A 19,500-nucleotide genomic window follows, 5' to 3' on the forward strand; every position below is an offset into this window, starting at 1 on the left:
GATGTCGTGCACCGCCGCACGAGCCGGGAGCCCGCCATGACGCACCCTGTCACCGCCCAGCCCCGCAAGGCCGCGCTCGCCGCGTGGATCGGCAGCGCGCTGGAGTACTACGACTTCTTCATCTACGGCACGGCCGCCGCGTTGGTGTTCGACGACGTCTTCTTCCCGTCGTCGAGCCCGGCCGCCGGGACGCTGCTCGCCCTCGCGACCTTCGGTGTCGGCTACGTGGCGCGCCCGCTCGGCGCGATCGTGCTCGGCCACATCGGCGACCGCGTCGGCCGCAAGCGGGTGCTCGTGGCGACGATCCTGCTCATGGGGGTGTCGACCTTCGCGATCGGCTGCCTCCCGAGCTACGGGACGGCCGGCGTGGTCGCCCCGGTGCTGCTCGTCGTCGCGCGCCTGCTGCAGGGCTTCTCGGCCGGCGGGGAGCAGGCCGGCGCCAGCTCGATGACCCTCGAGCACGCCCCGGACGGCCGGCGCGCGTTCTTCACCAGCTTCACCCTCGGCGGCACGCAGGCCGGCCTGGTGTTCGCGTCGGCGGTGTTCCTGCCGTTCGCCGCGCTGCCGCAGGAGGACCTCCTGAGCTGGGGCTGGCGGGTGCCGTTCTGGCTCAGCGTCGTGGTCGTGATCGCCGGGCTCGTCATCCGCCGCACCCTCACCGAGACCCCGGTGTTCGCGGAGACCGACACCGCCCACGACGCCGCGCCGCTCGTGGTGCTGTTGCGGAAGCACTGGGCCGCGGTCCTGCGCGTGGTGCTCGCCGCGCTCGTGTCGTCGGTCAGCACGCTCGTCAGCGTCTGGGCCCTGTCGTTCGCGACCGCCGACCGCGACCTCTCGCGGACGGCGATGCTCTGGGTCGGCATCCTCGCCAACATCGTGGCGCTCGCCGCGATCCCGCTGTGGGCCCGGCTGGCCGACCGCATCGGGCGCCGGCCGGTGTTCATCGGCGGCGCGCTGACCAGCGGTGTCGCGTTCGCCCTCTACCTGTGGTCGATCTCGTCGGGCGGCTACGCGCTGGTGTTCCTCACCGGCATCCTGCTCTCCGGGATCGTCTACAGCGCCGCCAACGGCGTGTGGCCGGCGCTCTACGGCGAGATGTTCCCGACCCGCGTGCGCCTCACCGGCGTCGCCCTGGGCACCCAGATCGGGTTCGCCATCGGCGGGTTCGTCCCCACGATCGCCGCCGCCATCGCCGGTGACGGCCCGAACGGCTGGGTCCCGGTCGCCGTCCTCGGCGGCGTGCTCTGCGTGGTCGCCGCCGCGGCGGCGGCGACCGCCCGGGAGACCGCGCACGTGCCGACCGCGCAGCTCGAGACGTTCCACGACGCGCCGGCCGTGGCCGCGTCGGCCCCGTCGCGGTGAGGGCCCCGTCCCCGAACGGCGCGGTCGTCACCACCTCGCGGGTGCTCGTCGGCCTCGTCGGGTCCGGCATCGGCCCGTCCCTCACGCCGGCGCTGCACGAGCGGGAGGGCGACGCGCAGGGGATGCGCTACCTCTACCAGCGGATGGACCTCGACGAGCTCGGCCTCGGCGCCGACGACGTCGGGCGCGTGCTCGACGCGGCCCGGCTCGCCGGCTTCCGCGGCCTCAACCTGACCCACCCCGTCAAGCAGACCGTGCTGCCCCACCTCGACGGGCTCTCGGCGGACGCCGCGGCGCTGGGCGCGGTGAACACGGTCGTGCTCGCCCCCGACGGCACCGCGACCGGCGACAACACCGACTGGTCGGGCTTCGCGACGTCGCTGCGCCGGGGGCTGCCGGACGCCGCGCTGGGGCACGTCGTCGTCCTGGGCGCCGGCGGCGCGGGCGCGGCCGTGGCGCACGCGCTGGGCCGGCTCGGGGCGGGCCACCTCACCGTCGTGGACGCCGACGCCGGGCGGGCGGCGGCGCTGGCCGGGGCGCTGCCGGCGGCCACGGCGGCGTCGGTGGCGGCGCTGGCGTCCGTGCTGGCCGACGCCGACGGCCTCGTGCACGCGACACCCACCGGGATGCGCGGGCACCCCGGCTCGCCCGTCCCCACCGACCTGCTCGACCCGCGCCTGTGGGTCGCCGACGTCGTCTACCGGCCGCTGGAGACCGAGCTGGTGCGCGCGGCCCGGGCCCGCGGCCTGCGCGTGCTCGACGGCGGCGGGATGGCCGTGTTCCAGGCGGTCGACGCCTTCCGGCTCTTCACCGGCGTGGAGCCCGACGCCGACCGGATGCTCGCCCACTTCACCGAGCTGGTCGCCGTCTCCCCCTGACCCTCCCGAGAGGAGGAGCCGTGCCCCGTCACGCCCTCGCCACCGTCTGTCTCTCCGGGCTGCTCGAGGACAAGCTGGCCGCGGCCGCCGCGGCGGGCTTCGACGGCGTGGAGATCTTCGAGCCGGACATGCTCGGCTCCCCCGAGCGCCCCGCGGAGATCGCCGCGCGGTGCGCCGACCTCGGCCTCGCGATCGAGCTCTTCCAGCCGGTCCGCGACGTCGAGGCGCTGCCGCCGGAGGACTTCGCGGCCGTCCTGACCCGCCTCGACCGCAAGTTCGCGGTGATGGAGCAGCTCGGGGTGGACACCGCGCTCGTGTGCTCGTCGGTCCACCCGCGCGCCGTCGACGACGACGACCTCGCCGCCGTGCAGCTGCACACCGTCGCCGCGCGGGCGGCCGACCGCGGGCTGCGCCTCGCCTACGAGGCGCTCGCCTGGGGCCGGCACGTCGACACCTGGGACCGCTCGTGGCGCATCGTCGCCGCGGCCGACCACCCGGCGCTGGGGGTGTGCCTCGACAGCTTCCACATCCTGTCGCGCGGCTCCGACCCGGCGCCCGTCCGCGACGTGCCGGGCGAGAAGATCTTCTTCGTCCAGCTCGCGGACGCCCCCGAGCTCGCGATGGACGTGCTGCCGTGGAGCCGCCACCACCGGCTCTTCCCGGGGCAGGGCTCGTTCGACCTGGAGGCGTTCACCGCGGCCGTCGCCGACGCGGGCTACGCGGGGCCCTGGTCGCTGGAGGTGTTCAACGACGTCGTCCGCCAGGCCGACCCGTGGCGGGCGGCCCGCGACGCGCGGCGGTCGCTGCTGGCGCTCGAGGAGGCGGTCGGGTCACCCGCGCCCGGCCTGCCGTCGCGGCCGCCCGTGCACGGTCCCGCGTTCGTCGAGATCGCGGTCGACCCCGACACCGCCGACGAGGTCGGCACGGCCCTGCACGCGCTCGGTCTCGACGCCACCGGACGCCACCGCACCAAGCCCGTCACGCTCTGGGAGGCGGGCGACGCGCGGGTGGTGGTGAGCGAGGAGCCCGTGCCGACCACCTCGGTGGCCGGCCTGGCCGTCCGCACCGACGACCCGGAGGCGCTGGCGTCCCGGGCGGCGGCGCTGCTCGCCCCGCGGCGCCCGCTGCCGCACGCGGCGGGCGAGGCCGACCTGCGCGCGGTCGCGGCACCCGACGGCTCGCTCCTGCTGTGCTGCCCGCGCCGCCCGCGACCGGGGCGGGCGGACTTCTGGCCGGGCGACTTCGTCCCCATCGACGTCCCCCGCCGCGCCGGGCACGTCGAGGGCATCGACCACGTCGCGCTGACCCCGCCCTGGGACGACGTCGGCGAGACCTCGCTGTTCCACCGCGCCGTGCTCGGCCTCGAACCGCTCGGCGAGTGGGAGGTCGCGGCCCCGTTCGGACTGGTCCGCAGCCGCCTGCTCGGGGCGGGCGCGGGTGCCGACGCCCTGCGGATCGTGCTCTCGTCCTCGGTCGTGCGCCGCGGCGGCTGGGCGCCCGGGGTGCCCGCGCCGCAGTCGCTCGCCCTGGCCGTCGACGACGTGCTCGCCGTCTCGCGAGCGGCGACGGCGGCCGGGGTGCGGCTCGTCGACGTCGGGCCCAACCACTACGACGACCTCGTCGCCCGCGGCTGGGTCGACGAGGACACCGCCGCCGACCTGCACGCCCACCGCGTCCTGCTCGACCGCGACGAGCACGGCGAGTACCGGCACGTGGTCACCGAGGTGCTCGGCGGGCGGGTGTTCCTCGAGGCGGTCCAGCGCGTCGGCGGGTACCGCGGCCACGGCGCCGCCGACGCCCCGGCCCGGATGGCGGCGCACCGCCGGGCGCGGGTGACGGGGCCCGGCGATCACTCCGTCGGGTCGACGCCGGCGTAGGCGTGGGCGAACCACCGCCGCAGCAGCGGATCGCGCTGCAGTGACGACACCCAGCCCTCGCGCAGGCCGAGCCCGAAGCCGTCGCGCTCGTCGCCGGCGCCCGGCGGGGCGGTCATGATCCGCAGGAACCAGTCGGAGAACGCCTGGGTGCGCCAGATCGCGGGGAGGCGGGTCTCGCCGTAGCGCTCCGAGCGGGTGGGGTCGGCGTCCGGGCCGAAGCGCGCGATCAGCCCGTGGGCGAGCTCGACGGCGTCGAAGATCGCGAGGTTCATGCCCTTGCCGCCCGCGGGCGTGATCAGGTGCGCGGCGTCGCCGACCAGGAAGACCCGCCCGTGCTGCATCGGCGTCGTCACCCGGGTCCGCAGGTCGAGGACGTCGACCTCGGGCAGCTCGACGTGCCGCAGCGCGTCGCCGACCCCGAGCCGCCGGCCGACCTCGTCGCGGATCCGGTCGTGCGGCCAGTCGGCGGGCGACTGGTCGCCGGGCACCTCGAGGTAGAGCCGCGTGACGTCGGGCAGCCGGCGCATGTGGGCGGCGTAGCCGCGGGGGTGGGCGGCGTAGATCGTGTGGTCGACCAGCGGGGGCATCGCCGCGCTGATCACGAGGAAGCGCTGCGGGTGCCGACGGTCGTGCTGTGTGACCACGCCGGCCAGCGACCGCGCGACCGCGCTGCCCGCGCCGTCGCACCCGATCACGACCTCGGCCTCCAGCTCGTGGGGACCCTCGGGTCCGGTGGTGCGGACCGTGGCGCCGTCCGCGTCCTGCTCGACGCCGGTGACACGGTGGCCGAAGAGCACCTCGCCGCCGCGGTCGAGCAGCGACGTCGCGACCCGGTCGACCAGGGCGTGCTGGGGGAACACGTAGTGCGGGCGGCCCCCGGTCAGCGCGCCGTAGTCGACCAGCACGGACTCGTCGGCGGTCCGGAACTCGCAGCGGTGGTTCTCGGCCGCGAACTCGAGCACGGTGCCGCCGAGCCCCTCGGCGGTCAGGAGCTGCACGGTGCGGTACTCGACGATGCCGGCCTTGGGGAGCTTCCCGAGCTCCTCGCGGGACTGGGATTCGATCACCGTCGTCGCCACGCCCGCCCGCTGCAGCGACCACGCGAGGATCAGCCCCGCCGGCCCGGCCCCCACGACGACCACGTCCGTCCGCACCCCGCCACCCTCGCGTGCGGCGGGCCCGCTGCGCAGCGCGACTCCCGGCGAGCGGGAAGAAGATCGCCCGCCGGGCGCGCCGGCTCAGACGGCGCGCCGGCGCCACGGGTCGCCAGGTGGAGGGCGGGCCTCGCGGCGTCGCCACGAGTCGATGTCGCGGGGCCAGTCGTCGGTCTCGTCCCGTTCCCACCGAGGTGGGTCGAGCTCCGGAGAGCGCACGGACCAGCGGTGACCGGACGGCGACGTCCAGATGATCACCGGTGCGCTGCCGCCGTCGGGATCGGGACCGAGCGCCGCCGACCACTCCCCGTGCGTCTTCACCCGGTGATGTCGCCGGCAGGCGGGCTTGAGCTTGTCCGCCCGCGTCGGCCCGGCGCCACCGCCCGGGCGATGGTGCTCGTAGGGCGCGACGTGGTCGAGGTCGCAGCGCGACGCCGGCAGCCGGCACCGGGCGCCGCGCATGTCTGGTCGCGGGCGCGCACGAGATCCTGCATCGCGGCCGGTGGCCGGTAGCGCCGGGCGTCGAGGTGCGCGGCCGTGCCGGTGACCGGGTCGGTGAGCAGACGCCGCCACCACGCCTGGGGGTCGGAGGCCAGGCGCCGAGCCATCGCGGCGGGGATCGGGCCGTGGCCCTCCATCTCACCGGGTCGATCGGAGAACCCGGCCAGCACGTCCCACCCGATGGTCACCCGCACCTCGGTGCGCACCGGCGACCGCACCCCGCGCCGCACACCCCGCACCGGATCGCGGGAGTCGCCCTCGCCGGCCGCGGCGTCGCACACCTCCTCGCCGTTGCCCGCGCCGCCACCGGTTGCGCCGGCGGCCGCGTCGTCACCGGTCGGGTCGTCACCGGGCGCGTCGTCACCGATCACACCGCCCTCCGCCGCGTCGTCGCCAGTCGCGCTGCCGCCAGTCGCGCCGCCACGGCTCGGCTGCATCGCGTCGTCGTCCCCGCCGCACGCGCCGTCGCCGAGCACGCCGTGCGCGGTGGCCCCGTCCAGGACGAGGTCGCGGGCGGTGTCGCCGCGCTTCTGCTCCATGTCGCGCTTCGGGCCGTCGGGCTCGTCGCCCGCGCGGCGCGCGACGGCGTCGATGACGCTGTAGACGCCGCGATCCTGGTCGGCGGGGAGGCGGAGCTGGAGCACGCCGGTGGCGCCGTGGTCGTCCGACCAGTAGCGCAGGCCGCGCTTCTTCTCGGCCTGCTCGGGCCGGCGACGGATCATGTCCGGGGCGAGGCGGGTGACGATGCGGCGGACCAGGTCGCGCAGCTGGGTCGGCGTCCGGTCGCGCGTCGGCCGCGACCAGAGATCGGCGTCGACCGCGCGCGCCGTGGCCGTGTCGCACATCTCGGTCTGCTCGAGGACGACCCGCGCGTGCCCCAGCGAGATGCGCCCCTCCTCGAGCGCCGCCAGAGTGCCCGGCAGGCGATCGAGCAGGCTCTCGGCCTGGAAGACACGGATCTCGCCGGTGCGCGGAGCCACCCGCGCCAGGGTGGCCACCTCCATCGCCACCGACTCCGACACCAGCTCGCTCCGGCCGGCACCCCGGACGCGCGCCTGGCGGGCCTGCAGGTACTCGGCGGTCTCGCGGTGGAGCCGGCCGGTCGCCCAGCTGACGAGGGCCTCCCACCCGGCGAGCCTCTCGGCGGCGTCGTAGCCCTCGTCGTCGGCGAGGTCGAGGGGCTCGGTGGCCTCCAGGGCCGCCGCGAGCCCGGCCCCCGGCGCCCACTGCGACCAGGCGACAGCGGGGGACGGACGTGGCTCCTCGGCCACCGCAGTCCACCCGCTGTCGAACACGTGTTCGATCGTAGCGCGAGATCTCGGGCCGCGTAAGGGGCAAAAGCGAAGAAAAGCGCGCTGGAGGGGCGGGCGCACGGCGATCGGCGTTAGGGTCCGGCCAGCACGTGGTTGCGCCTAGGGTTCCGCCCGCCTCCCGTCGCCCAGCCCACAACCAGGGACGGTCGGGGTCTGGACCGAGCGGCGCCACGGCCGCCCCCGACCCACGGTCCGGGCCGGTCGACACCTGACGGGAGAGAAGCCCCGAGGGCTCCTGTTCGACGTGCCCGCCTCCGGGCGGGCAGCGACACCACGAGCCTCCTCGGTGACCACCGCCATCACGGCCCTCACCCTGCTCGCCGCGGTCCTGCACGCGACGTGGAACGCCGTGGCGCACGGCGTCCCGGACCGTCTCGTGGGGTTCGCCCTCATCGGCACGACGTACGTCGTGATCGGCGGGGGTGCCGCGCTAGCCCTCGGCCCGCCGCCGGCCGCGGCGTGGCCGGCGATCCTCGCCTCGGCGTCGGTCCACGTCGTCTACACGCTGCTGCTCTGGTGGAGCTACCAGCTCGGCGAGTTCAGCCAGGTCTACCCGGTGGCGCGCGGGACCGCGCCGTGGGTGGTCGCGCTGGTCGAGATCGCCCGCGGCGAGGACGTGCCGGCCCTCCAGCTGGTCGGGATCGGCGTGATCTCGTTCGGCCTCCTGCGCCTCGCCCTCGACGGCGGGCGGTTCTCGCGCGCCTCCCTCCCGGCCCTCGGCGCTGCACTGGCCACGGGCCTGTCCATCGCGACCTACACGGTCGTCGACGCCGGCGCCGTCGCCACGACACGGGTGCCCGTCTACGCGGCGTGGATGTTCCTGCTCCAGGGCCCGGTGATGCCGCTCGTCGCCCTGGCGAGACGGGGGCGCAGACTGCGCACGCTCAGCCGCGGCGTCGTCCTCGCCGGCCTGGGTGGCGGCCTGGTGTCGCTCGCGGCCTACGGGCTGGTGCTCGTCGCCCAGACCAGCGGGGCCACCGCCGCGGTCGCCGCGCTCCGCGAGACGAGCATCGTCATCGGGGCCGTCATCGGCACGGTCTTCCTCGGCGAGCGCTTCGGCCGCGGCCGGGCGGTCGCCGCGGCGGTGGTGGTGATCGGGATCGTCCTGGTGGACCTCTGAGGCGCACGCCCACCTCGCCCCGCCGGTGCTGATCAGCGTCGCAACGTGGATGACGGCGGCTCCCCGAACCGCGCCCGGTACGCGGCGGCGAAGCGGCCGAGGTGCGAGAACCCGTGCCGCATGGCGATCGCCGCGACGCCGTCGCCGGGTGGCGCGGCGAGCAGGTCCTCGCGCGCGGCCTCGAGCCGCCGGCCCCGCAGGTAGGCCATGGGCGTGGTGCCGAGCTCGCGGCGGAAGGCGGCGTGCAGCGCCCGCTCGCTGGTGCCCGCGCAGGCCGCCAGGTCCGCGACGGTGAGCGTGCTGTCGTGCGCGGACTCCACGAGGTCGAGCACCCGGCGCAGCACCCGCCGCGGGGCGGGCGGCGAGCGGCGGAAGATGCGGTCACGGTGGTTGTGCCGCGTGCCGAGCAGCAGCGCGGTGACGACGGCGTGCTCGACCTCCCCCGCCAGCACCGCCGGGACCTGCCCGGGCGAGTGCGCGAGCAGGGCCCGCAGGCTCGCCACCGCCCCGATCACGGCGCGCCCGGTGCCCTCGACGTCCAGGCCCGGCTCGAACTCCAGCGGCGCGTCGGGGACGTCCTCGACCAGGCCGCGCAGCCCGCGCTCGAGGCGGTCGCGCTCCATCGCGACCATGAACTGCTCGGTTCCCGGCCCCCACTGCATGTCGACGCGCTCGGCGTAGTCGAGGACGACGCCGCGGCGCCGGTCGCCGGTGGTGCGGCGGCCCCCGGCCGCGAACGCGACCGCCCCGCGCGGGATGAAGCTGATCGTCACCCACGGGATCGGCGGCGTGCAGGTGACCGTGACGGGCGAGCGGTAGCGCGACCGCAGCACGCCGACCCCGCCCACACGGCGCCACGACACCGCGGCGTCGAAGTCCTCGACGTCGTCGTCGACGGTCATCGCGTGGCCGCAGCCGAGGAACTCGATCGTCCGCGACCGGGCCACCGCGGGGCGCGAGGTGCGGATGTCGACGGTGTCCGCCGCGCCGAGCTCGGGGCGCGCCAGGTCCTCGGTGAAGAGCGACATCGATGTCCTCCGTCCCGCGGGATCCGCTGCAGGAACCGGCCGACGACGGCGGTCGGCGGATCGTGCCGGGCGCGGCCCACTTCCTAGTGTCCGCACTCACATCCTGACGCGACAGCCCGCCGGATGACCAGGAGGACCCATGACCCTGACCGACGTCGACCCGGCCACGCCGCCGGTCCAGCGATGCGGCGCGGCAGGCGGCGAGATCGCCTACCGGCGCGCCGGGCAGGGCCACCCGGTGCTGCTCCTGCACTCCGCGGGCGGCGCGAACGAGTGGGGCCCGCTGCAGCTCGGGCTCGCCGGCGTCGGCGACCTCGTCGCCCCCGACCACCCCGGCTTCGGCCTCTCCGACGACCTCCCCGAGCTGCACACGGTCGACGACCTCGTCTACCACTACCTCGACCTGCTCGACGGCCTCGGGCTCGCGCAGGTGGACGTCGTGGGCGTGTCCTTCGGCGGCTGGGTCGCCGCGGAGCTCGCGATGCACTCCCCCGAGCGCGTCCGCCGCCTCGTGCTCGGCGCCGCGATCGGTCTGCGGATCCCCGAGGCGCCGATCGCGGACCTGTTCCTCATGAACCCGCCGCAGCTGATGCGCGCGCTGTTCCACGACGAGGCCCTGGTGACCGCGGCACTCTCGGCCGAGCCCACCACCGACCAGATCCTCGCCACCTACCGCGACCTCGGCGCCCTCGCCCGCTTCGGCTGGCACCCGTTCCTCAACGACCCGAAGCTCGAGCGCCGCCTGCACCGCATCACCGCCCCGACGCTCGTGCTCGCCGCGGGCGAGGACCGGCTGGTCCCCCGAGAGCACGCGCAGCGCTTCGCCGAGCGCATCCCGGACGCCCGGCTCGTCGTCGTCGAGGACTGCGGCCACGCCCTGCACGGCGAGCGTCCCGCCGAGGTCACCGCCGCCGTCGTCGAGCACCTGGGGAGCTGAGAATGAAGGTCAACTTCTTCCACCTGATGCCCTACCCGTACCTGCCCGACGACTTCGACGACGTCGAGAAGTACCCCTCGCCGTCGCTGACGTTCTCCAACGCCCACTTCGACCCGGCGGTCGGCGTCGACCTCTACCACCGCTACCTCGACGAGCTCGAGTACGCGGAGTCGGTGGGGTTCGACGGCATCGTCGTCAACGAGCACCACCAGTCGGCCTACGGGACCATGCCCTCGCCCAACATCATGGCCGCGGCGCTGGCCCGCCGGACGAGCCGGGCGACGATCATGGTGCTGGGCAACGCGATCCCGCTGCGCGGGAACCCGCTGCGGGTGGCCGAGGAGATCGCGATGCTCGACCACCTGACGAAGGGCCGGCTCCTGTCCGGCTTCGTCCGCGGGATCGGCTGGGAGCACTTCGGGCACAGCATCAACCCGGCCGACTCGCGGAGCCGCTTCAACGAGGCCCACGACCTGATCAAGAAGGCGTGGACCGAGCCGGGCCCGTTCAGCTGGTACGGCGAGCACTACGAGTACCGCTACGTCAACATCTGGCCCCGCCCGCTACAGCAGCCGCACCCGCCGATCGCGGTGCCGGGCGCGGGGAGCCCCGAGACGATGCGCTGGGTGGCCGAGAACCACTACACCTACGTCTCGGTCTACGCGCCGACCCGCGTCGTGAAGACGTGGTTCGACGGCTACCGCGCGGCGGCCGCCGACCTCGGCTACGTCCCGGAGCCCGAGAAGATCGGGATGGCGCTGCCGGTGTTCGTCGGCGAGGACGACGCGTCGGCCCACCGCGAGGCCCGCCAGTACGTCGAGTGGCTCTTCCACCGGGGCCTGCGCCAGGGCCTGGAGATCGTCTTCCCGCCCGGGTACATGAGCCCGGCGGCCATGAAGGGCCTGCTCAAGGCGAACCTCAAGGCCTACCCGGAGCTGTCTTACGAGGAGCTCCTGGAGCACGGCTACGTCGTCGTCGGCGGGCCCGAGCAGGTCCGCAACCGCCTCGGCGAGCTGCGCGACGAGCTCGGGTTCGGCCAGCTGATGGCCATGCTGACGATCGGGGCGATGCCGGCCGAGATGGTGCGGCGCAACACCGAGATCTTCGCGAAGGAGGTCGTCCCGGAGCTGAAGCGGGCGCCGGCCACCGTCCCGGGCTGACCGTTACACGCGGCAACGACCGCGCAGTCCGGAGGCAATCACCCCGCAACCGACCCCGCCCAGGGTGAGCAGGACACCGAGCGACGCGGGGAGCGATCATGGAGTTGTCGGGCGGGCACTGGCCGGTCGCCGTCGTGGGCGGCGGGCAGGCCGGGCTGTCGATGAGCCGGTGTCTGGGGCGCCGCGGGATCGACCACGTCGTGCTCGAGCGCGCCGAGGTGGCGCACTCCTGGAAGACCTCCCGCTGGGACACGTTCTGCCTGGTCACGCCCAACTGGCAGTGCCAGCTGCCCGACTTCCCGTACGCGGGCGACGACCCGCACGGGTTCATGGTCCGCGACCAGATCGTCGAGTACCTCGAGGCCTACCGGGCGTTCGTCGACCCGCCGGTCGTCGAGGGCGTCGAGGTCACGCGGGTGACGCGCGACGAGCGCGGGACGTACCGCCTCGCCACGAGCGCCGGCGAGCTCACCGCCGACCAGGTCGTCGTGGCCACCGGCGGCTACCACACGCCGATCACCCCGCCGCTCTCCCAGGCGCTGCCCGAGACGATCACCCAGGTCCAGTCGCAGGACTACCGGTCGGGCGCGCAGCTGCCGCCCGGCGAGGTCCTCGTCGTGGGCAGCGGCCAGTCCGGCGCGCAGATCGCCGAGGACCTGCACCTCGAGGGCCGCCGGGTGCACCTGGTGGTCGGGGACGCCCCCCGCGTCGCGCGCTTCTACCGCGGCCGCGACGTCACCGACTGGCTCGCCGAGATGGGCTACTACGACATGCCCGTCACCGAGCACCCGCGCCGGGAGGCCGTCCGCGCGCAGGCCAACCACTACGTCACCGGGCGCGACGGCGGGCGCGACATCGACCTGCGCGCGCACGCGCGGGACGGCATGGCGCTCTACGGCCTGCTCACCGACCACCGCGACGGCGTCCTGCACTTCAAGCCCGACCTCACCGAGCGTCTCGACCACGCCGACGAGGTCTCGGAGTCGATCAAGGACACGATCGACGCGTACATCGCGCGGCACGGCGTCGACGCCCCCGTCGAGGAGCGCTACTCGCCGGTGTGGCGCCCGGACGGCGAGACCCTGGAGCTCGACCTCGCCGACACCGGCATCACGTCGGTGGTGTGGTGCATCGGCTTCCGCCAGGACTTCCGGTGGATCGACGTTCCGGTGTTCACCGGCCGCGGCGCCCCCGCCCACAGCCGGGGCGTGACCAGCTCGCCCGGGCTCTACTTCCTCGGGCTGCCGTGGCTGTGGACCTGGGGATCGGGCCGCTTCTCCGGCGTCGGACGCGACGCCGAGTACCTCGCCGAGCGCATCCGCTCGCAGCGCGGCCTCACCGGCACCGGACCGCGCGGGGACGTCTGCAACGTCCTCGCGCTGGGCTCGTAGGAACGCGTCGGCGGAGCGCCGCCGGTGGCGCGACGCTCCGCCGACGGCCGGGGAGCCTCAGGCCGAGGGGGATCCGGACGGGTCCGGGTGGCCGGGGGTGTTGGCCGGCGCCGGTGGGGTCTGCGGGGTCTGCGGGGTCTGGTCACCGGTCGAGGAGACCGCGCCGCGGTGCCGGGGCAGGCCCAGCGACTGGCGCTTCTGCGAGGCCTTGCGCATCTTCTTCGCCGGCAGCGAGAGCCGCCAGATCGAGCGCGTGGCCTGCCAGAACTGCTGTGGGAACGAGCCGGTGGTGTAGGGCAGCTCGTACTTCTCGCACAGCGCGCGGACGCGCTCCTGGATCTCCGGGTACCGGTTCGACGGCAGGTCCGGGTACAGGTGGTGCTCGATCTGGTAGCCGAGGCTGCCGGACATGACGTGCATGAGCCGGTTGCCGGTGAAGTTCGCCGACGCGAGCAGCTGGCGCAGGTACCACTCGCCCTGCGTCTCGGACTCGAGCTCCTCCTCGGTGAACACCTCGGCGCCGTCCGGGAAGTGGCCGCAGAAGATGATCGCGTAGGACCAGACGTTGCGGATGAGGTTCGCGGTGAGGTTGGCGGTGGCCGTCGGCCGGAAGTTCTTGCCGGTCAGCGCCGGGAAGAGGATGTAGTCCTTGCCGATCTGGCGGGCCTGCTTGACCAGGATCCCCTTGAACTTCCTCTTGAACTCCTCCGGGTCCTCGACCTGCCAGCGGACGAGGCCGTCGATGTCGAGGTCGTGGAGCGAGACGCCGTACTCGAACGCCAGCATCAGCATCGCGTTCACGACGGGCTGGGTCAGGTAGTACGGGTGCCACGGCTGGTCGGAGCGGACGCGCAGGATCTCGTACCCGACGTCCTTGTCCTTGCCGATGACGTTCGTGTACGTGTGGTGCAGGTAGTTGTGGGAGTGCTTCCACTGGTCGGCGGGGCAGACGTTGTCCCACTCCCACGTCGCCGAGTGGACCTCCGGATCGTTCATCCAGTCCCACTGGCCGTGCATGACGTTGTGGCCGATCTCCATGTTCTCGAGGATCTTGGCCACGGACAGCGTCAGCGCGCCCGCCCACCACAGCTCGCGGCGGTGGCTGCCGAACAGCATCGCGCGCGCGGCGACGTTGAGCCGGCGCTGGATGGTGATGAGGCGCCGGATGTAGGCGGCGTCCTCCTCGCCGAGCTTCTCCTCGACATCGGCGCGGATCTGGTCGAACTCGCGTCCGAGGGCCTCCACGTCGGCTTCGCTGAGGTGGGCGAACTCCTTGACGTCCGCGATGGCCATGGTGGTTCCTCTCCGGGGACTGCGGGGTCGGGCGTGTTCCTCGGTCGGGGTCAGACGTCGAGCACGACGTCGCCGGCGGCCGCGCCGACGCACGTCTGGACCTTCACGGCGTCCCAGTCGGCGCCGCCGCTGCCGTCGGCACGGTGCTCGGTGCCGTCGCGCAGGTCGCGGACGACGCCCTGGCGCAGGGGGACGACGCAGGTGTGGCAGATGCCCATGCGGCAGCCGAACGGCAGCTGCAGGCCGGCCTGCTCACCGGCCTCGAGCAGGGTGGTGGCCCCGTCGATCTCGATGTCCTTGCCGGACTGGCTGAACGTCACCGTGCCGCCCTCGGCCTCGCCGCCGGCCAGGTCGACCGAGAAGCGCTCGAGGTGCAGCTGGTCGTCGAGACCGGCCTGCGAGTACACGCGCTCGGCGTCGTCGAGCAGGGCGTTCGGCCCGCAGACCCACGCCTCGCGCTCCCGCCAGTCGGGGCAGAGCTCGGTGAGGTTGTCGAGGTCGAGGTGGCCCTCGGAGCGGGTGTACTGCTTGTGCAGCCGCAGGTCGTCGTGCTTCGCGGCGAGCTGGTCGAGCTCCTCGCCGAAGATCAGGCTGTCCTCGTCGGGCGCCGAGTGGGCGACGAGGACGTCGGGCATCGTGCCGCGGCGGTCGAGCGTGCGCAGCATCGCGATGACCGGGGTGATGCCGCTGCCGCCGGTGAGGAACAGCATCTTCTTGGGCGGCGGGTCGGGCAGCACGAACTCGCCCTTGGGGGGCGCCAGCCGCACGATGGTGCCCGGCTCGAGACCCTCGACGAGGTGCTTCGACAGGAAGCCCTCGGGCATCGCCTTGACCGTCACCGACAGGTGACCCTGGTCCTTGCGGGGCGGCGAGGTCAGCGAGTACGACCGCCAGTGGAAGCGGCCCTCCACCTGGACCGCGATGCCCACGTACTGCCCCGCCCGGTGGTCGAACGACCAGCCCCAGCCGGGCTTGATGACGAGGGTGACCGCGTCCTCGGTCTCGGGCACGACCTTGACGACCTTGCCGCGCAGCTCGCGCGCCGACCACAGGGGATTGATCAGCGAGAGGTAGTCGTCGGGGAGCAGGGGCGTGGTGAAGCGTCCTGCCACCTTGCGCAGGCGCCGCACGCCGCGGGGGAGTCGGCCGGGGGTCTGCCCATCGCTCACGTCGCTCACCTCCACCACGCTACACGGAACCATCGGTACCCGGAACTGAGAGTAACAGTTACTCGTCCGTCGGGCTCCGGATGACCCGTGGGACGCGTCATGAAACACGATCCCGTGTCATATGTCGTCCCGGGATGTCACGAAGGTCCATCGCCTAGCGTGGAGGGTGGTGACTACCGAGGACGCAGGACAGGCGACGCACGGGATGACCGTCGACGTCCTCGCCGGGCGCGCCGGGATGACGGTGCGCAACATCCGCGCCCACGCCGCCCGGGGCCTGCTCCCGCCACCGCGCCTGCAGGGGCGCACCGGCTACTACGGCGCTGAGCACCTCGCCCGCCTCGAGCTCATCACGCAGCTCCAGGAGCAGGGCTTCGCGCTGTCCGCGATCGAGCGCCTCGTCGCATCGACCCCGCGCCAGTCCGCGGAGGAGGCGCTCGCGCAGTACCTGCACATGCTCGCGCCGTGGGCGCCGGAGCCGTCGCTGGAGATGGCCGCGGCCGAGCTGCCCGGCTGGCTCGGGGTGGAGGTGGCCGGGGACACCTGGCAGGCGCTCGTCGACGCGGGCCTCGTCGTGCACCTCGACGGCGGGCGGATCCGCGTCCCGAACCCCGGGCTCGTGCGCGCCGGCGCGGAGGCCGTGCGCCTCGGCCTGCCCCCCGCGGACCTGGTGGTCATGCGCGAGGAGCTGACCACGCACGTCGGGGCCGTCACCGCCCGCTTCGTCGACCTGTTCCGCCGCACCGTCTGGGCCGACTACGTCGGCGACGGCCTGCCCGCCGACCGCGCCCAGCACGTGCGCGACGTCGTCGGCGCCCTGCAGCCGGTCGCCGCGCAGGCGCTGCTCGCCACGTTCCGGGAGTCGATGCCGGCCGCGATCTCGCTCTTCCTCGACGAGGTGTCCGACGCCTTCGAGCAGGGCAGGAGCCCCGGGGACGGCGCGGCTGCGGCAGACTCGGACGGGTGAGCGAGACCACCGTCGCGGACAGCGATCTCGCGCGGGCCCGCGCCGGCGACGACGCCGCGTTCGGCCGCCTCGTCGCGCCGCTGCGCCGCGAGCTGCACGCGCACTGCTACCGGATGCTCGCGTCGTCGCACGACGCCGACGACGCGCTGCAGGACACGCTGGTGCGGGCCTGGCGCGGGCTCGGTCGCTTCGAGGGCCGCAGCTCGCTGCGCACCTGGCTCTACACGGTCGCCACGCGCGTCTGCCTCGACCTCGTCGACGCGCGCGGGCGCCGCGCGCTGCCCATGGACCTCGCCGCGGCGAGCGACCGGATCGTCACCGCGGACGTGCCGCTCACCGAGGTCGCCTGGCTCGGCCCCTACCCCGACGAGCCCGGCGCCCGCGCCGAGGAGCGCGAGGCGGTGGAGCTCGCGTTCGTCGCCGCGCTGCAGCACCTGCCCGGCAACCAGCGCGCGGCGCTCGTGCTGTTCGAGGTGCTCGGCTTCTCCGCCGCGGAGATCGCGACCGCCATGGACACCTCCACCGCGTCGGTGAACTCGGCGCTGCAGCGGGCGCGCAAGCTGGTCGCGGAGAAGGTGCCCGACGTCAGCCAGCAGCGCACACTGCGCGAGGTCGACGACGCCCGTCTGCGGTCGGTCGTGGCCGGCTACTCCTCGGCGCTCGAGCGGGGCGACGCGGACGCGCTGGTCGCGCTGCTCACCGAGGACGTCACGTGGTCCATGCCGCCGATGGGCCGGTGGTACGCGGGGATCGCCGACGTCGAGGCGTTCGTGCGCGCCGTCCCGGTCAGCGGCCGCTGCGGGTCGTGGCGCCACCTCGAGGTCGTCGCCAACGGGCAGGTCGCGGTGGCCGCCTACCTCCGCCCGCCCGACGCGCCCGCCCACGCCCCGCACCGGCCCTGGTCGATCGACGTGCTCACCCTGCGCGACGACCGCATCACCGCGGTGACCTCGTTCATCGGCGCGGAGCACCACGCACGGTTCGGGCTGCCGGCCGAGGTGGCCTGACCGGCTCATCCACCTCGGCCGGACGACGCCTTACCCCTGCTCGGCCACGGTGTGACGCTGGTCATACCTGCCGCCGAGCCCGGGGGGTCCGATGACCTCGTCGACCACCGACCCGACCTTCTACCGCTCCCCCGCGGACGCCGCCGCCGCGCCGCCCGAGACGCTCGCCTACGTCGCGGCGTTCGACCGGGCCGGCGCGCTCCCGGACGCGATGGCGGTCGTCGACGTCGACGCGCACTCGCCGCACTACGGGCGCGTCGTCGGCTGGACCGACCTGCCCGCCGGGGCGGAGCTGCACCACTTCGGCTGGAACGCGTGCAGCAGCGCGCTGCAGCACGAGGGCCACGACACGGACGGTCTGGCCCGCCGCTACCTGCTCGTGCCGGGGCTGCGGTCCTCGGACGTCCACGTCCTCGACACCGGTCCCGACCCGCGCGCCCCGCAGGTCGTCAAGACGGTCGACGCCACGGAGCTCTCGGCGAAGGCCGGTTACTCCCGCCCGCACACGCTGCACTGCGGGCCGGACGGCATCTTCCTGACCTGCGTCGGCGGCCCGCTCGACGACCCCGACGCGCCCGGCGGGGTCGCGCTGCTCGACCACACGACGTTCGAGGTCGTCGGCCCCTGGGAGACCGACCGCGGGCCCCAGCGCCTGGCCTACGACGCCTGGTGGCACCTCAACCAGAACGTGCTGGTCTCCAGCGAGTGGGGCACGCCGTCGATGATCGAGGACGGGCTCGTCCCGGAGCGGCTGCTCGGCGGGGACTACGGCCACTGCCTGCACTTCTGGGACCTCGCCACGGGCGTGCACCAGCAGTCGGTCGACCTCGGCACCGAGCACCAGATGGTGCTCGAGATCCGCCCGTCCCACGACCCCGAGGCCACCTGGGGCTTCGTCGGCGTCGTCATCTCGACCGCCGACCTCTCGGCGTCCGTGTGGCGCTGGCACCGCCCCGACCCGCAGGGGCCGTGGGAGGTCGACAAGGTCATCACGATCCCGGCCGAACCCGCCGACCCGTCCCTGCTCCCGCCCGCGCTCGCCCCGTTCGGGGCCGTGCCGCCGCTCGTCACCGACATCGACCTGTCGGTCGACGACCACTTCCTCTACGTCTCCTGCTGGGGCACCGGCGAGCTCAAGCAGTACGACGTCAGCGATCCGGCGCACCCGCGCGAGGTCGGCTCGGTCCGCCTCGGCGGCATCGTCGCGCGCCGCCCGCACCCGGGCCGGCCCGACGAACCGTTGTCGGGCGGCCCGCAGATGGTCGAGGTGAGCCGCGACGGGCGGCGCGTCTACGTCACGAACTCGCTCTACGGCGCGTGGGACGACCAGTTCTACCCCGACGGCGTGGGGGCCTGGATGGCGAAGCTGGACGTGTGGCCCGACGGCGGCCTCACCCCGGATCCGCGGTTCTTCCCGCACGGCGACGAGTTCCGGGGCCGGCGCGTGCACCAGGTGCGCCTGCAGGGCGGGGACGCGTCGTCGGACTCGTACTGCTACCGCTCCTAGCTCACCGGTCAGCGGAAGCCGGCCGTGACCCCGCCGTCGATCGAGATGTTCTGGCCGGTGACCCACACCGACTCGTCCGAGGCGAGGTAGACCGCGAGCGCGGCGACGTCGATCCCGGTGCCAGGCCGGCGGATGAGGTGCATGCCCATCTGGAAGGCGCGCAGCTCCTCCCCCACGAACCTGTCCGTGGCCGGCGAGGTCACGAAGCCCGGCGAGATCGCGTTGGCGCGCACCCCGCGCTCGGCGCCCTCCGCGGCGAGCGAGCGGGTCATCGCGATGACCCCGCCCTTGGCGGCCGAGTGCGCGACCTGTCCGAGCGGCGCGATGCCGCGCAGCCCCGACATCGAGGCGGTGTTGATGATCGAGGCGTTGCCGCCGGCGACGAGGTGCCGCCAGGCCGGCGAGGTGGTGTGGAAGACGATGTCGAGCTCGACGTGGAGCACGTGGCGCCAGAGGTCGAGCGACATGTCGTCGAACGGCGCGAACCCGGCGCCCGCGGCGTTGTTGTAGAGGACGTCGATGCCGCCGAGGCGCTCGGCGCTCTCCTCCACCCAGCGCGCGGCGGCGACCGGGTCGGCGAGGTCGACGGTGCTGCCGACGACGTCGAACCCCTCGGCGGCGAGCACGGCCGCGGTGCCCTCGGCGGCGCCGTCCTGCACGTCGCAGCCGGCGACCCGGGCGCCCTCGCGCACGAACGCGGCCTGCGCGGCCTCGCCCTGGCCTCCCGCCGTGCCCGTGAGGAGCACCCGCTTGCCGGCGAGTCGTCCGCCGGGCGGGGGCGTGGGGACGGGGCCCGGGGCGGCGTCAGCCGGGAGGGTGCTCATGCCTCCAGGGTG

At 74.4% G+C, this 19,500-nt stretch carries 17 protein-coding genes; 10 read left to right on the forward strand and 7 right to left on the reverse strand.

The genetic code is table 11. From position 1 onward, the window contains the following. Positions 1-36: 36 nt before the first annotated feature. The 3 genes from PHK61_RS23550 to PHK61_RS23560 are packed head-to-tail and all read left to right on the forward strand — an operon-like array spanning position 37 to position 4,117. Positions 37-1,362 carry an MFS transporter gene (locus PHK61_RS23550; RefSeq protein WP_274283460.1) on the forward strand — a complete coding sequence of 442 codons (1,326 nt, stop codon included), beginning with the start codon at positions 37-39 and terminating at the stop codon, positions 1,360-1,362. Further along, the gene (locus PHK61_RS23555) at positions 1,359-2,240 is read left to right on the forward strand and encodes a shikimate dehydrogenase (protein WP_274283461.1); all 882 of its coding nucleotides are present in this window, start codon (positions 1,359-1,361) and stop codon (positions 2,238-2,240) included. Before PHK61_RS23550 ends, PHK61_RS23555 begins: the two co-directional genes overlap by 4 nt. Positions 2,241-2,260: 20 nt before the next feature. Beyond that, positions 2,261-4,117: a sugar phosphate isomerase/epimerase and 4-hydroxyphenylpyruvate domain-containing protein gene (locus PHK61_RS23560; RefSeq protein WP_274283462.1), complete on the forward strand. Its 1,857-nt coding sequence runs from the start codon at positions 2,261-2,263 to the stop codon at positions 4,115-4,117. On the opposite strand, the gene PHK61_RS23565 is transcribed toward PHK61_RS23560, so the two are convergent. From PHK61_RS23565 to PHK61_RS23575, 3 genes are all read right to left on the reverse strand, one after another. Then, entirely contained in the window at positions 4,090-5,271 is a 1,182-nt protein-coding gene (locus tag PHK61_RS23565) for an FAD-dependent monooxygenase (protein ID WP_274283463.1), read from the reverse strand. The two genes, PHK61_RS23560 and PHK61_RS23565, sit on opposite strands and share 28 nt — an antisense overlap. An 84-nt stretch (positions 5,272-5,355) precedes the next feature. Further along, positions 5,356-5,592, reverse strand: coding sequence for a hypothetical protein (locus PHK61_RS23570; RefSeq protein WP_274283464.1), 237 nt, complete (start codon positions 5,590-5,592; stop codon positions 5,356-5,358). Next, positions 5,589-7,067, reverse strand: a complete 1,479-nt coding sequence (locus PHK61_RS23575; RefSeq protein ID WP_274283465.1) for a DUF222 domain-containing protein — start codon at positions 7,065-7,067, stop codon at positions 5,589-5,591. Before PHK61_RS23575 ends, PHK61_RS23570 begins: the two co-directional genes overlap by 4 nt. A gap of 304 nt (positions 7,068-7,371) precedes the next feature. On the opposite strand from PHK61_RS23575, the gene PHK61_RS23580 reads away from it, so the two are divergent. Then, a complete protein-coding gene (locus PHK61_RS23580; RefSeq protein WP_274283466.1) occupies positions 7,372-8,205 on the forward strand; it encodes a DMT family transporter in 834 nt (277 codons plus the stop codon). Positions 8,206-8,237: 32 nt separating this feature from the next. Here PHK61_RS23580 and PHK61_RS23585 read toward each other — a convergent pair whose 3' ends face one another. Continuing rightward, positions 8,238-9,233, reverse strand: coding sequence for an AraC family transcriptional regulator (locus PHK61_RS23585; RefSeq protein ID WP_274283467.1), 996 nt, complete (start codon positions 9,231-9,233; stop codon positions 8,238-8,240). A 139-nt stretch (positions 9,234-9,372) separates the two neighbouring features. Here PHK61_RS23585 and PHK61_RS23590 point away from each other — a divergent pair, with 139 nt between their 5' ends. The 3 genes from PHK61_RS23590 to PHK61_RS23600 all read left to right on the forward strand — a co-directional run bounded on the left by PHK61_RS23590 (position 9,373) and on the right by PHK61_RS23600 (position 12,721). Then, on the forward strand, positions 9,373-10,170 hold the full coding sequence (locus PHK61_RS23590) for an alpha/beta fold hydrolase (protein ID WP_274283468.1): 798 nt from the start codon (positions 9,373-9,375) through the stop codon (positions 10,168-10,170). 2 nt (positions 10,171-10,172) lie between these two features. After that, the gene (locus PHK61_RS23595) at positions 10,173-11,330 is read left to right on the forward strand and encodes an LLM class flavin-dependent oxidoreductase (protein ID WP_274283469.1); all 1,158 of its coding nucleotides are present in this window, start codon (positions 10,173-10,175) and stop codon (positions 11,328-11,330) included. Between the two features lie 98 nt (positions 11,331-11,428). Then, complete coding sequence (locus PHK61_RS23600; protein WP_274283470.1) at positions 11,429-12,721, forward strand: MSMEG_0569 family flavin-dependent oxidoreductase; 1,293 nt, start codon at positions 11,429-11,431, stop codon at positions 12,719-12,721. A gap of 57 nt (positions 12,722-12,778) precedes the next feature. Here PHK61_RS23600 and PHK61_RS23605 read toward each other — a convergent pair whose 3' ends face one another. Together PHK61_RS23605 and PHK61_RS23610 are read right to left on the reverse strand one after the other, a co-directional pair. Next, on the reverse strand, positions 12,779-14,014 hold the full coding sequence (locus PHK61_RS23605; protein ID WP_274283471.1) for a fatty acid desaturase family protein: 1,236 nt from the start codon (positions 14,012-14,014) through the stop codon (positions 12,779-12,781). Between the two features lie 50 nt (positions 14,015-14,064). Beyond that, on the reverse strand, positions 14,065-15,183 hold the full coding sequence (locus PHK61_RS23610) for a ferredoxin reductase (protein WP_274283472.1): 1,119 nt from the start codon (positions 15,181-15,183) through the stop codon (positions 14,065-14,067). Between the two features lie 169 nt (positions 15,184-15,352). On the opposite strand from PHK61_RS23610, the gene PHK61_RS23615 reads away from it, so the two are divergent. From PHK61_RS23615 to PHK61_RS23625, 3 genes are all read left to right on the forward strand, one after another. Next, positions 15,353-16,150, forward strand: a complete 798-nt coding sequence (locus PHK61_RS23615; RefSeq protein WP_274283473.1) for a MerR family transcriptional regulator — start codon at positions 15,353-15,355, stop codon at positions 16,148-16,150. Further along, the gene (locus PHK61_RS23620; RefSeq protein WP_274283474.1) at positions 16,147-17,157 is read left to right on the forward strand and encodes a sigma-70 family RNA polymerase sigma factor; all 1,011 of its coding nucleotides are present in this window, start codon (positions 16,147-16,149) and stop codon (positions 17,155-17,157) included. Before PHK61_RS23615 ends, PHK61_RS23620 begins: the two co-directional genes overlap by 4 nt. 91 nt (positions 17,158-17,248) lie before the next feature. Continuing rightward, positions 17,249-18,664 (forward strand): selenium-binding protein SBP56-related protein, encoded by a 1,416-nt coding sequence (locus PHK61_RS23625; protein WP_274283475.1) that lies wholly within the window; start codon positions 17,249-17,251, stop codon positions 18,662-18,664. Positions 18,665-18,672: 8 nt separating this feature from the next. Here the strand turns inward: PHK61_RS23625 and PHK61_RS23630 are convergent, their stop codons facing one another. Next, positions 18,673-19,488, reverse strand: a complete 816-nt coding sequence (locus PHK61_RS23630; RefSeq protein ID WP_274283476.1) for an SDR family NAD(P)-dependent oxidoreductase — start codon at positions 19,486-19,488, stop codon at positions 18,673-18,675. Between the last annotated feature and the right edge of the window lie 12 nt (positions 19,489-19,500).

The organism is Actinomycetospora lutea (assembly GCF_028737205.1).
Taxonomy (GTDB): Bacteria; Actinomycetota; Actinomycetes; order Mycobacteriales; family Pseudonocardiaceae; genus Actinomycetospora; species Actinomycetospora lutea.